13 protein-coding genes and 1 pseudogene are annotated in these 12,768 nt (G+C 51.2%); 9 read left to right on the forward strand and 5 right to left on the reverse strand.

Annotated features, from left to right (window positions below):
- Positions 1 to 123: 123 nt before the first annotated feature.
- The 4 genes from Q1A44_RS18715 to Q1A44_RS18730 all read right to left on the reverse strand — a co-directional run bounded on the left by Q1A44_RS18715 (position 124) and on the right by Q1A44_RS18730 (position 3,935).
- Positions 124 to 369: a hypothetical protein gene (locus Q1A44_RS18715; RefSeq protein ID WP_299628343.1), complete on the reverse strand. Its 246-nt coding sequence runs from the start codon at positions 367 to 369 to the stop codon at positions 124 to 126.
- 88 nt (positions 370 to 457) lie between these two features.
- A complete protein-coding gene (locus Q1A44_RS18720; RefSeq protein ID WP_299628345.1) occupies positions 458 to 643 on the reverse strand; it encodes a hypothetical protein in 186 nt (61 codons plus the stop codon).
- Positions 644 to 1,496: 853 nt separating this feature from the next.
- Positions 1,497 to 3,140 carry a toll/interleukin-1 receptor domain-containing protein gene (locus Q1A44_RS18725; RefSeq protein WP_299628347.1) on the reverse strand — a complete coding sequence of 548 codons (1,644 nt, stop codon included), beginning with the start codon at positions 3,138 to 3,140 and terminating at the stop codon, positions 1,497 to 1,499.
- Positions 3,141 to 3,149: 9 nt separating this feature from the next.
- The gene (locus Q1A44_RS18730) at positions 3,150 to 3,935 is read right to left on the reverse strand and encodes a hypothetical protein (protein ID WP_299628349.1); all 786 of its coding nucleotides are present in this window, start codon (positions 3,933 to 3,935) and stop codon (positions 3,150 to 3,152) included.
- Positions 3,936 to 4,182: 247 nt separating this feature from the next.
- Here Q1A44_RS18730 and Q1A44_RS18735 point away from each other — a divergent pair, with 247 nt between their 5' ends.
- Positions 4,183 to 5,604 carry a hypothetical protein gene (locus Q1A44_RS18735; RefSeq protein ID WP_299628351.1) on the forward strand — a complete coding sequence of 474 codons (1,422 nt, stop codon included), beginning with the start codon at positions 4,183 to 4,185 and terminating at the stop codon, positions 5,602 to 5,604.
- On the opposite strand, the gene Q1A44_RS18740 is transcribed toward Q1A44_RS18735, so the two are convergent.
- The gene (locus tag Q1A44_RS18740; RefSeq protein WP_299628353.1) at positions 5,601 to 6,635 is read right to left on the reverse strand and encodes a caspase family protein; all 1,035 of its coding nucleotides are present in this window, start codon (positions 6,633 to 6,635) and stop codon (positions 5,601 to 5,603) included. The two genes, Q1A44_RS18735 and Q1A44_RS18740, sit on opposite strands and share 4 nt — an antisense overlap.
- A gap of 212 nt (positions 6,636 to 6,847) precedes the next feature.
- Here Q1A44_RS18740 and Q1A44_RS18745 point away from each other — a divergent pair, with 212 nt between their 5' ends.
- The 8 genes and pseudogenes from Q1A44_RS18745 to Q1A44_RS18780 all read left to right on the forward strand — a co-directional run bounded on the left by Q1A44_RS18745 (position 6,848) and on the right by Q1A44_RS18780 (position 12,764).
- Positions 6,848 to 7,240, forward strand: coding sequence for a hypothetical protein (locus Q1A44_RS18745; RefSeq protein ID WP_299628355.1), 393 nt, complete (start codon positions 6,848 to 6,850; stop codon positions 7,238 to 7,240).
- Between the two features lie 134 nt (positions 7,241 to 7,374).
- Positions 7,375 to 8,583 carry a hypothetical protein gene (locus Q1A44_RS18750; protein ID WP_299628357.1) on the forward strand — a complete coding sequence of 403 codons (1,209 nt, stop codon included), beginning with the start codon at positions 7,375 to 7,377 and terminating at the stop codon, positions 8,581 to 8,583.
- Positions 8,583 to 9,158, forward strand: coding sequence for a hypothetical protein (locus Q1A44_RS18755; RefSeq protein WP_299628359.1), 576 nt, complete (start codon positions 8,583 to 8,585; stop codon positions 9,156 to 9,158). Before Q1A44_RS18750 ends, Q1A44_RS18755 begins: the two co-directional genes overlap by 1 nt.
- A 93-nt stretch (positions 9,159 to 9,251) precedes the next feature.
- Positions 9,252 to 9,608: a hypothetical protein gene (locus tag Q1A44_RS18760; RefSeq protein ID WP_299628361.1), complete on the forward strand. Its 357-nt coding sequence runs from the start codon at positions 9,252 to 9,254 to the stop codon at positions 9,606 to 9,608.
- A 91-nt stretch (positions 9,609 to 9,699) separates the two neighbouring features.
- Entirely contained in the window at positions 9,700 to 10,089 is a 390-nt protein-coding gene (locus Q1A44_RS18765) for a hypothetical protein (protein WP_299628363.1), read from the forward strand.
- 90 nt (positions 10,090 to 10,179) lie between these two features.
- Complete coding sequence (locus tag Q1A44_RS18770; protein WP_299628365.1) at positions 10,180 to 10,698, forward strand: hypothetical protein; 519 nt, start codon at positions 10,180 to 10,182, stop codon at positions 10,696 to 10,698.
- A gap of 313 nt (positions 10,699 to 11,011) precedes the next feature.
- Positions 11,012 to 11,395: pseudogene (locus Q1A44_RS18775) on the forward strand (type IV secretory system conjugative DNA transfer family protein); the annotation flags it as partial.
- A complete protein-coding gene (locus tag Q1A44_RS18780; protein WP_299628367.1) occupies positions 11,379 to 12,764 on the forward strand; it encodes a type IV secretory system conjugative DNA transfer family protein in 1,386 nt (461 codons plus the stop codon). The pseudogene Q1A44_RS18775 and the gene Q1A44_RS18780, both read left to right, overlap by 17 nt.
- Positions 12,765 to 12,768: the final 4 nt, after the last annotated feature.

The following is a 12,768-nucleotide window of genomic DNA, read 5'->3' on the forward strand; positions in this document are numbered from 1 at the left end:
GATTTGCCATTTTGCTTTTTGTCATAACCATCATCCTTACTTAAGTTGATGGTCTCCGACAAACCCGGAGCGATTCATATGGCCTTCGGTTGTAACTTACCGCAGGCTGCGGGCGTGCAATGTTCAGCGCCTTGGGAAAAGGATGACTTTTTGGCATCTCTTTCTATTCGATGTGTCAAGGGATGGCGCGCGCAGGTGAGCAGTCCTTTCCGAATTGATTAATAGACGTTCGTCTTTCGCCCCCTCGATCTCCCAAATGGCCACATTTAAGGCATTGGTGACCGCAGAGGCTACTTGGTCGAGGCCATTTTTTTCTGCGTAAGCGCGTAAGTCTTTGCACACGCCAATGATCCAGTCGTGGTCGTTCATGTCCGCTCTTAGTCCTGTTTGTTGCACTCTCAACGAATGCGCACAAATGGTTAACAGAACCTAAACTTTTAGTAGGGCTGTGGAAAAATCAGTGGATAGTGTGTTGACCCGCATCACCGTCCATCTTCGGTGTTGCAGTGAACTCTTCGCCTAGTGTTGCACGAACTGCACGAAGAACATCAAGTAACGCAAGATAGGTTTCATCAAAACCACTTTTCTTGGCTACGTCGGCAGCAAGCAGCAACTGGCCTTCAAATTCTGATAGAGCGCGCATCGTTAATTCCTCTTAAGGATGTGTCACATGTGCAGCGGAAATCTTAACAACCCATTAACTGAAAACACTTTCCACCTTAGGTTAGCGTATTGCTGCCCATACTATCCATTTAGTAGGCGGACACCTGCCCAACCGCTAAACCTAGGGTAGATTTCACTTTTGCAACGTTCGCCTCGTGACAGAAACTGTAACGTTTGACCAACGCGTACCTGAAGAATCTGTCAGACCGCCTAGACAGAGTGTTAACTGAGTACATCAAATGAACCGCGAAAGGCTGGGAGTAGCCGAATGAAGTTGCGTCATGGTATAGAAAGAGCGCCTTAAGTCGGTCTCATACCTGTCATGCGCGGCACTGCGCGAGCAATGTCCACTATCTGGCGTAACTTCATTCAAGCCTGTAGCCGGAGGGATGCAACGGGAGCGCGCAGCGGGCTCCCTTGCCTAGATGTGCTGTCTGCCAGCACACATCTTGCATATTACTTTTACGTCTTCATCTCTGCAAAGATAAGGCTGCCGAAAGGTGTCACCTTGACCCATTTGGCGCGCGGTTTGGATCGTCACATCTTGGGCCAATCTTGGGTCGTTCGCAAGCTGGATCGGACCGCGCAACGGTAATGTTCTGAACAGATGAAGGAGAATCCCCAGGATGTCTCGAACGCAAGACCAGATAAACCACCCTGTTGCTGCAAGCTACGCTGGCATTGATGTCAGCAAAGACAAACTGGAAATTGGTTCAATCGTCCAATTTGTACACAAGCACTTTATTATTGCTCAGCAAAAATACTCGCCTACCAGAATCGCACCAAAGGCAAGTCTTCCGAACTTCGTGATGGCTATATCCAAAATACCCAAATTAAATTGATCGCGGATGGTCAACCAATCCAAGTTCACATCGATGCTGTCCATCCTTTGAGAAGACAGAAGCAACGCGAGGGCCTCCTGCCTTTACCGCCAAGATCCTTTCTCCGTCCGGTGAAAATACAGCTTCTGTGTACTCAGGAATTTCCCCGATCAGTGATCCGGTAAAAAGGTCGAGAATAAAAGTTTTCCGTTGCCATTGGTGTGAAAGAACGGCGGTTCGCCCGTCCCTAGAAAATGAAACTCGTGGTGCAAAGTCACCTCCCAATCCGGGAAACATAACGGATGCGGTAGGCTTGGTTGCGTCCAAATCGGAAAATATGTCGAATTGCACGTTAGTTTCCAGCGAACCTATAACAAGAATCGGAACGCCAGACGGATGGGCAAACAACTCTTCATGAGCATTTGTGTCGAACGGAAGAACGAAAAAATCGTTGTCGTGCACGCGGCCAAAATACTGAACGGAGTTATCTGTCAGCCGCTTGAAGCGATCAGATCCCTTTAATACGAAGCCAAATTCTTTGTATCCGCCTCCAACTTGGCTCCACTCAACAACAGTACCCTGGCATGCTAAGTCTGATGATGTACTCTGGTACAAGCCGTTTAAACTTCTGAAATACTTGATGGGTTGCAACTGATCGGTAGAGAAAAAGACCACGTCATCAGACGTGTTGCCTCTCGTCGAACACCCTAGTGGATAGTCCGGAAGGCTTTCTCTCAGGCGCTCAGCCTTTGACTCCCCGGTCATGAAGACCCAGTTGAAAATAAGAGTGCCAACAGCAGACAGGAAACTGCTGCCCAAGTTTAATGAGCTGTAGTAATAATCACGCGCCCCGTATGAGCCGCATACGGTAAAGTAGTATTCGGGCCAATAGAAGCCATACTGCGAGCGTACCTCATCAATCCTCATGAATCCGGTTGCCTTACCCGGGGTCGCACAAACAGAAACCATCGTGTAATCGTCTGAACCACCAAAGAAACACACACCAGACTTTCCATTCCGCTCAAAGACTGAAAACCTAAAATCGTCACCGCCGTCGTCGCCGCATACGAACTCGCAGTCCGAACTCCATGAATCACGTTCATTACTCGGGCGTATGGCATTCCGAGAGAAAACAGGTACGTCGTTGAGTTGCTTCATGACTGTATCGGACAAGATCACTGGACCCAAAGTTGAACCAAACAGTCTGGGATAACTAAATGTCATTCGACGAATGAGAGTTTCGAATTCAACTGGAAAGCGGTGTTGGTTGACTTCCTCAGCGTCGCTATCCAAAAGATATTTTAGGGTTGACGGCAATTTTGCACCATCGATCTTGCGACCTGATCGTCCGAGCAGAACAGGGATTACGGGGATGTCTGCCTCCCTCGCCATTTCGAGCTCTTGCTTAACAAAATCTGGGACACCCGATTTACGACGCACTTCAAAACTGTCTTCCCAGTCCGCTGAAATAAGCGCGAAGACTAAACTTGAGCCGCGCAACCGGTCCGCCGTATCCTTTGAAAACTCTTGACCCGGTTGAAGTGCATCTACATCCATGAAGACTTTAGCTCTACCGATTAAGCTCTCAAGCTTTGCATGGAATGCATAAGCCAAAGCTGACTCGGAATCCCTGCGATAGCAGATGAAAACAGTCATAATACCTCTTTACGTTACGCGTGAACAATCCGGTGTAAAGTCATTAAGCCAATTTGAAAATGCAGGAGTTGAGGCCCTGATTTCCAAAATCATACTTGAGTACCAATCATAGAACCTCCTTCCGAGGTCGTGTATGTAATTTTCGGCGATGGATCCATCTGGTACGAGTGCAAACACTGCAGTCGAGCCCCCCTTCATTAACGCTCCACCGAGAGCGATTGCAGTGCAAGCCGTGATGTCGTAGGTAACTGCTATACACGCTACAAGTACAAATAATGGCGCAAAGAGGTCGCGGGCGACAATGGCAGGTATATAAAAAGACCGCTTGGTGAATTGCTCGAGTTTATCCTCGCCGGAAAACCCATCATCCCAATACATTGCGTCGCTAGCCAGTAGAGACAGGTACATTAAGAAAAATAGAGCTGAGAATATGGTCAAAATCCCAGATAAAGCCTCAATGCTCATTGAGAATATCGAACTTCCATCGAAGACCGTCCAAAACCATATAGATAGTATAGAAAATTGAATTGACCGATTGCGCCGCCCTAGCGTCTCCCTTGGCTTCCTTGGATTTGCTGACCCAGTTAGTACGGAGAAGAAGCATGCAACGATGAATAAACATACATAAAGGACCAATACGAGTGCAAAAAAACCTAAGAAAATACTTGAAATGGAAAATAGAATTAGGCCGAACAAAATAAAAGAGATTGAGACCACTACTCCCAACCTGAATAGCACAATGGGCCAATACAAATTTTTCAATTTTTGATAGGCTTGTGCAAGACGTTCAAGCATTAACGTTTCCTTTGTAAGAATAGACGGTAAGCGTCCGTGATCACATCAGTTTAGTCCCAATACTCTATCAACCCGAAACCGTTTGCTGTATTCTGAACTTGCTGGACCCGGCGGGCGTCTTGGCTGTTTCACGTTTGCGAGTCATTCAACTTGACATCGATGGGTATCGTCCGGCCCTTCGCTGAGAGATAGTTTGTGAATTTTTCTACCCATTTTGCATGAACTTACGTTCGGTGTCATATTGTCAGTGACCGCACTTGTTTTAGGAGAATTTTTCTTGCTTTTGTCTTTGCCGGAGGTCGCTGTGAGAGCTTTCGTTTTTTGCTATCTCGCGGACCGTCCCTCAGATAGAAAAGGCATAATGCGTTGGCTTTCCGATGTGTTAGCTGTTTGCCAGCCCGAAAGCGGTGATGCAATGACAGCTTCTATTTCCGAGCGATCCCTTCGTCACTTCCTCGTAAAAGGTGGGCGCCCGAGCCCAGAAACGCTTAATGCATGCATTCACCTTCTTAGTGAGGAAGGATACATAGTAACAGAACACGCACTTTTCCAAACCCAACGCTCTCGAAAGTCGAAGAGCAAGGTCGATTCTTATGTGACCAAGGGTGATCTTCAAGGAACCTTTTATCAAGAGGAAATAGAAGATTTTGCGGCTGTTATCTACAGCTTGACTGTGGCTCGAGCCGATAAGAACAGAATTGAGTTCGATTCATTCCGCTCTCGGAGGGACTATTCCCGTAGATCCTCTGAATTGTCTCGTTCGTTTGAGCGGCGGTTGGACGAGGGTTTGTATGATAGTTTAAGCGAGCATCTCGGCCGTTTTTTTCGATTGGGCGCTTGGTGGCGTTATGAGTTTCATATCGAGAAAGGGGGTATTGATTGGAACAGTGAAATGGGTGCTGTGGTTAGTGAAGGTAGCTTTCTTTCTCTTATTGCCTCACGCGGAACAATTAAATCAAATTTTCAACGCATCGCGCCCTTGGATTTCAAGTCCTTTAACAAATCAACGAATTTGACCAAGCGCCAGAAAAGTAATATACTTAAGTATTCTCCTAGGTTTGTTTTAGGAGGGCAATCGTTAACGAAAGAGAGAGGTATGAGTAATGATTTATCTGGCGCTGATATTGCGTTTTTGCAAGCTGCGAGAGACCAAGATGCTTTAGCAATGATGGCTGCTTTGGCTCGTGGAGCCAATATCAATGGCGTTGACCCCTTAACAGGGCAAACTGCACTGCATATCGCCGCCGCGGATGGTGAGCCAATCTGTATTTTTGTTTTAGTTCACGAACCCAACTTCCACTCTGATTTAGTACAAGCGGTGGTTGATGAAACTGACCTCAGCACTGGCGCAGTGGATTTGGCTGTAAGGCAGGCACAAGCCAAGCTCGATCCGACGATCTTGGATCATAAAGGCAGATTTGCGTTGAATTGTGCGCCGCTGCCTCCGGCAGATACCGATTTGAGCGCCGACCCCACTTCAGAGCTTCAGCTTAGGATCGCCTCACTTATTTACATACCAACATCTAACGCGCTTAAAGCGTTGGGCGTGTCTCCCGATGTGACGCATGATGACTACGTGACTCCTGATGAACGCGCACGAATTATGGCTGCAGCAACGTCAGTTGGTGAACAAAATCAGCCGCCACCAGAACCTGAAGGTATGGGTTAGGTCATCAGCTGTTCACGTGCGACCAGATTGCGATAGTGTCGGCCCAAAGGAGTTAACTTGCACCCTTTGCGTTTAATGGCAGCGTAATACATGTGCTCGGCATCATGTGGCACAACCAGGCCGTGACGATTGCATGCCTGCAAACCAGCAAAGATAGCCGTCAGTTCAGGAACAGGTGGAATATCTATGATCTCTGCGGGCACGTTGTCTCGATTAGGTTCATACCGTTCATCCAGTGCGTGAAAATCCTGCATATTGGCGTCCTCGACGTCGACAGGAAACCACTTCGGCAAGTCCAAAAGATATTGAATATCTATCTGCGGTTTGCATTGCCGCAAACTTGTGAAACGGGACACATTTGCTTTGTAGACTGGGCGTTGTCCTACTGCGCCAAAGTTTTGATCTATGAAAGAATATACTGCAGCAGGTGTGACGCGGCCCAGAAGATCGGCAGCACTACCTTTTAAGGCTTCAACCATAAGGTTGGTGAACACACCACCTTCAGAGCTTTCTCTTGCCGATTGCTTTCGTCCACTAGCAGCTAGAACGGTTACGCCTTCACCAATCAAAGAAGACGTGGCGTTGTTCGTTGCTTTTTGAACCTCGCCGAATGCTCCGGAGTGGCATGTATCAATTAGTATGATTGACGATTGCACCCGCGGAAACGCCTCGTTTGCCAACGACATAACCTCGTTGAGGCGTATGCCTTGACCGCGCTTCTCGCCGTCTGGGGTCACCAGAATGAGGTCGCCACTGCGTGTGTGAAGCGCGCTGTGGCCCGCGAGATAAACTACAGCACATTTGAGTGTCGATGCGAACATCTCCTCTATGCTTTCCATGATCGCGTCTTGCGCGACCTGTGACTGAACGATGCTCAAATGTGGAACCACGTGCATGTTCTTTGTACCATCATCATTGTGAGCGAGTTGCTTCGCGACCCGTTCCGCATCTGTGCAGCATCCATAGAGCATATTCCGCTGGGAATAGTGATCAATTCCGACAACTACCGCTGCTTTGTCATTCTCAAGCATAGTGCATCTCCTATTGCATCGGTCCGGGCAAATTATTTCTCTTGACGCAAATTATTGGTCGAAGCGCGATTCGATGTGCCTCAGGTTTTGGCCAAAAAAATTATTGGATGTCCCAAAAAGTTCTGATTCTAGCGGATTCTGTGGTCGACGTCGCGGCCGGAATCATCCGGTAGGATCCTTTAAATGCAAACCCTTGGAAAAGGTTTTGTCAAATGACATATGAAACTGGCAATACGAATGTATCAAAGACCCTGATTGCGCTTCCACTGAGCGTTCTCGAAATTCCGGAAAACGCGCGTGCCATCGGCATAGCCATGGGCGATTTGTCTTGGCCCCGCCGCAAAGTTGTTGACCGCCTGCAGCTTCGGTACGAGTACTTTCTTGATGCGGGGCATCAATTCCGTACCTACGACGGTGACGTTTTTGACGTCGGTAAGGACAGGTTGGACGGTCTTTTCAACGACCCTGGCTACAAGTGGTTGTCGGAGTTTCCTAAGCGCTGCCGTCGCGGTGCGCTCGGGAAAGCGCCCGCGCGTTCGATCCAAATGCGCCTGCAAATGATTGAGCTAGGTTTACGGACGCCTGCGTACGGATACGCAATTTGAAGCAAGCGCGCGCCTTTCGCTGACGAACGGCGCGCGTAAGCCGCCCAAACGTGGCCCATCTCAATTTCCTATCACTCGTAATCCGAGTGCGTCCGCTCGGATGCACCGACGGATGTAACTTGAAAGGACAAATCATGTCTGGACAGAAAAAAGACACGCTTCGACGGATGGAGGCGAACGCTTTCGATCACGCCGAAAACTATATTGCCCTGATCTGTGGGGCAGTGTTCACAATCACCGGCCTTGTCTCCGCGTATGCCAGTTTCTCTGGCTTCAACTTGTTCGCTGAAGAAGTTGGCGGTCTCACCACGCTATCGAAAGGAGTGTCGGTAATCATGACAATTGCTGTTGCAAGCATCATGATCGTCGGCTGGTCGCTGATCACTCGATTTGGACCCGAAGCGCGCGGGCGCGCTATGGAGTCGTGCATGGTTCTTTTGGGCACTGCGCTCTTAGTTATCACCCTAGCCATCTCCAGCCTTAGCAATTTAATGGCGTTGGTGGGCCCTGCCTCGAAAATTCATGATTGGCGCAATACACACAGCGCACAGACCGTTGTCGTCGAGCAGCTGGCATCCAATGCCCTTGGCGTCAAAAAGTTGCTGCCAAGCTGGCGTGCAGAAGCGGCGAAAGCTTGCCCCGCGGCGACACAAGAAGTGAATGGTGGCACTGTGTCGGGTACAGGTCTGGGCGCAGGACCCGTAGTATTCGCGCTAAATGGCGTTTGTGAGCAAACACGCGCTTTTGCGAAGGCCATGGAAGACGCCATTTCTGAAACCGACGCGGCAGTCTCGGATGCCCGCGTTGCGCTTTTGCAAATGCGGGCGGCGACAAGGGACCGCAAAACGCCCGTGATCGAACGCGAAGACAGGTTTCTGTTGGCGGGCGATGTGCTGACGATCGCGATGCAAGACTTGCGAGCCGCTGACCTGACTTTGGTGTTGGAAGCCGGGGCGCAACAGGTGCGTAGCAGTGTGGCTGAGTTGTCATCCAACTCGGCTTTCACAGCGAAGCAGGTCGAAACCGTGCGCACAATTCGCGTTGGGATCGAGGGACTGATTGCCAGCACAGAGATCATAACCGAGCAGTTGCGCGCAAATACTATGCCGGAGAGACAAGCCATCACGTCGCCAGACTATATCGAAGGTGTCGTCAAACACGCGAAGCGTTTTGTGCCAGTGTTTGCTGCCGCCATCGGCATCGATTTGTTCCAGCTGTGGGCGCTGTTCTTCATGCTGGTTTCCAAGGCTGGACAACCCAAACCCGCCCAAAGTCTGCCCTTTTGGGCTCTTGTGACGCGCTCAGATGCCTCAGAACCACAATTCACATCGGAGGAAATGTGATGTTGAAACTTATCGCACGCAGTTTTTCGCTGACCATTCTGTTGTCCGCCATTGTCCTGACCTTCTTCATCATCGTGCTCATGATGGCCGTTGTTTTGGCAGGCGAAGGTCCGGTGATGCGTGGCATCACATGTCAGCTCGTTATCTCAGAAGACTGTGTCCGCAAGGAACTGCAACAGGAACGGAAAAGGCTGCACGATCTGCAGCGTCAAAACCGCGAAATGCTCGCACAGAACAAGAAGGCAGAGGCGCTGATCAAGCGCCTCTCAGATTTGGATCATGCTTCGAGCTCTTATGTGGTGTTCTACAACGCGTCATGGAAGCGCCACACGGTGACCACCGGACACACCTACGCTTCGTTGCTGGACCCAGACACGCTGATTGCGGCGCATTGTTATGTGTTCTCTCGCGTTCAGGGCGCGGGTGATCGGCAGATCAATCTCGGCAACATGAGCAAATCCAGAAGGCTTTCTTTGCCGTCCTATGGTGCACTAGCTTTGCGTGGCACAGGTTTGAGCAGCCGCGATATCGGTACGATGCAGGAGCAATGCCAGTGGCCGGACGGAGCCGCATAACCCGCCCGAACTGCGCCCATATCGCAAAACTGCATCGCCAATGATGAACTTGCGCCCCGCAACTCGCGGGGCGCAGCAATCTTGGAGAAATCAATGTTCAAACCTTACAGTCTCAAGCGGCTCATTGTCATGTGCACCGTCAGTCTGACACTTGCTGAACCCGCGATCGCGGCAGGCGGCAACGCGATCGGCAAAGTTGCAGATGATGTCACAAGTCTGTTCAACAAATTTTCGAAGCCAGAGGTGCCCCCGAAAACTCCTGATCTGGACTACAGATATGATCCGCCTGAATATGTTCCTGGCGGGTCAACAACGTTCAGCACCGGACGCATCACGGGTGTAGAACCGCCTTCTGAAGGATTGTCATCGACCTTCAACAGGCAAGGTGGCGATGCCATCGAAACAGACAGTTTGTCGGACACGTTCAATTCGGGCGCAGCATCCAATTGAGTTGATAATTCTGGTGTGCCGTTCGGGAAACCGGGCGGCGCTTTTGCTCCAAAATTTGCGACCATGCGTTTTTATGTGATATCATTTCAATATGTTGTTCGAAGGTTATCGTGAAATGGAAAGCTACGGCGTGGTGGATGCCACCAAGGCTTTTGTCCGCGTCTATTTACCCAAACATCACTGGCACTACCTCCTTTGGCTCAAAAGTCAGGGGCTCGATTTTGATCGTTTCACGCAGGATTGTGACAAACGGCGGCGCCAGATTGGCGAAGGCTCTGTGTTGCTGCCGGACTTCTTGGAAGTCGTGACTGAGAGGCTGGCAAATATCCACTATCGTCCCTACGCAGACCGCTCAAATGTCGTGCAACCCGTTTTGATCCATCAGCTGAGCACAGCCATTGACAAAGCCGAAGCCTACTTCCGCAATTCTGGTCCCAACGCCACGCGCTGGAATAGTTGGACAGGACACCATACCAACTAACCCGCCCAAGCTGCGCCCGATGGTTTTGTCGTTTTCCAGTCTTCTGAACTCGTTGGAGGCACGTCCTCCGTTTGAGATCAGGAGGGATCAATGTTCGCAATCATCGAAGCATTCGTACTGCATTTTTTGCAAGGGATTACATTTGAATTTGCCGACGACCTGTTGTGCTGGGCGTCAGACGCTTGGCTCAGTGGAAATTTACACAGCTGTCGTGCGAGCATGGTTGCTTGGGCCAAAAAGAGTGCCAACATCGCACCCTACGCAGCTTTCGTAGGGACACTTATCGGCTATGCAGTGTCTCCGTTGTCTGTGGTTGTAGCTGCGTTCATGGGCAAGCCACACAGTCCCGGCGATGCCTTCGGCCGTGCATTCAGTATTGAATTGGTCGAAGGGGCAATTGCCGTCATTGGTCAATTGATCACAGATCAGAGCTTTGGGGCCGCGGTCTGGTCATTTGGTCTAAGCGCAGTCATCGCTCCCATTCGTGGCAGTGTTGCTGCGTTTACCTTTGCCTGGGACGCAAGTGGGGCCTTCAAGTTCTTGGTGCTTCTCGTTGTCCTCACCGCAGCGCTTGTTGGCCTGTCGATGCTAGGCTTGCTACCCATCTAAGCCGCCCGCGCCCCGCCCTTGCGGCGCTGGCTGTCCTCTGAAGCTGTGCGAAGCGCCCCGCCTGACGCGGGGCGCTTTTGTGTTTGGAGGACAGAATATGTCTCAAGGAAAGAATGGAGAGCCGCACCCGTTGGGACGGCTTATTGTCACTGCGGGTATTTGTTATCTGCTCTATTTATATCCACTGGATCGGATTTATGACCCGATGTTCAGGGCGGTGTGGTGGTTCGGCGCGGGGTGCGCGGCGTTGGGAACTCTCAAGTCACTGCCGCAGATTGGTAGTGGGCTTGGACGGGTCTCGCGTGTGTTGCGGATGTTGCGAAAAGACACGGTGAAGGGCTCAGCGGGGTTTTTGACCGAACGAGAGGCGCGCCATGCCGGTTTGCACAAACGGCGCAAGGGCAGTCGGTTCATTGGTACACTGGGTTCAACCCCGCTGTGGCTTTGGACAGAGGTGCATCACCTGATCATTGGGCCAGCGGGAAGTTCCAAGACATCAGCCGCAATCATCAACATATTGATGGGCTCGTCGGAATCTGCGCTCATAACGGACATCAAAGGTGAATTGTGGGAAGTCACGCGGCACTACCGTGCCAAGATATTCGGCCATAAAGTATTGAAGGTTAACCCCAAAGATCCAGCCAATTCGGTCAAGATCAATCCTCTGGATGATATTGACGATGACATCGCGGCGGAAAGCCCAAAGGCATTGTCGCGCGCGCGGGATCGCATGGCAGTTGCTACCCGACCCGGAAGGCGGTGGGGGAACCAATACCATCTTCTATCAAGGCGGACGTGCAACCATCGTCACCGTCATCTTCGCGGTTTTGGTGATCATGCCGAAGGAGCACCGGAACCTTGCGATGGTGTTCCGCGCGCTTTCGGACATGACAATTTTGCATGATCTTTTGGATGCCGCGACCAAGTCTCCGGCGCTCAGAGGTGAGATCGCCGATATGGCGCGCAGCCTGCATCAACAGGCCTTTGGCGATGATGGGTCGGCCAAAACCTTTGAATCGTTCCGTACCAATGCGATCATCGCGCTTGAAGCCTTTGGGCCTGGCAATTACCTCGCCGCGATCACATCCGAGACGACATTCCACTTCCGCGACCTAAAGAAACACAAGGTCTCGCTGTACATCCTGATCGACTATGCCAACGCCAAGGTGCTGGGGTCCTTCAGCGGGTTGCTGCAACATCTCGCAGCGGAAGCAATGGTGGAAGAAGGCACAAACACGCCTGTCCTGTTCTGCCTTGATGAGTTCACAAACCAAAAATGCGCTGTGCTGGCGTCCATACTAACCCTGCTCAGATCGGCCGGGGTGCGCGTGGTCATGGCAACGCAAGACCTCAATGACATCGAGCGTGTTTATTCCAAGAACGAACTGGAAACAGTCTTGTCAGAGACGGAGATCAAACAGTTTTTGGGCGGCATTCGGTCGAAGAAAACGCTGGATTGGCTGGCGGCCTATTTGGGTGAAATGACAGACACGACCTCATCATATGCGATCGGCCGCGAGGGCCCACAGGAAAGCCTGAACCGAGTGAACCGAAAACTGCTAACAGAGGACGAATTGCGCCGCTTGCCCAAAGAGGCGCAACTGGTCATCTTTGGTAATCACAAGCCAATGCTTGCGAAAAAGGTGCCCGTCTTTGCCGTTTCACCATGGCGGCATGCCGTCGGCATCAACACCGCCTATGGCCCCAAACGCCGCCTAGATGCGGTCGAAGTCTATATCCGGTGGTGGGGAACGTTTGTCACGCCGCGCGCGGCACGCGCGTACAGGCGCATGCTGCGCAACCTGCACCGCAAACGCAGCCAAATCGGATTGTTCCTCGGCCAGTTGTTCGGTGGCATCACGCTGCTGCCCTTGGCTGTGGTGGTTTTGATCGGCGCTGTGGTGCTCAGTGGCCCTGGCCTGCCGAACCTCCGTTTCGAATACGGATACGCAGGAAGCGCCCAGGAACGGCCCAGGCACTTCATCTGGTGTCGCTATGTCGGTCCTACCAGCCCCGGCGTGATTTTTGGCCCCAATTGCCCCCTGATCCTCTGGCGCACAAATTGAATGG

It is taken from the genome of uncultured Tateyamaria sp. (assembly GCF_947503705.1).
Lineage (GTDB): Bacteria > Pseudomonadota > Alphaproteobacteria > Rhodobacterales > Rhodobacteraceae > Tateyamaria.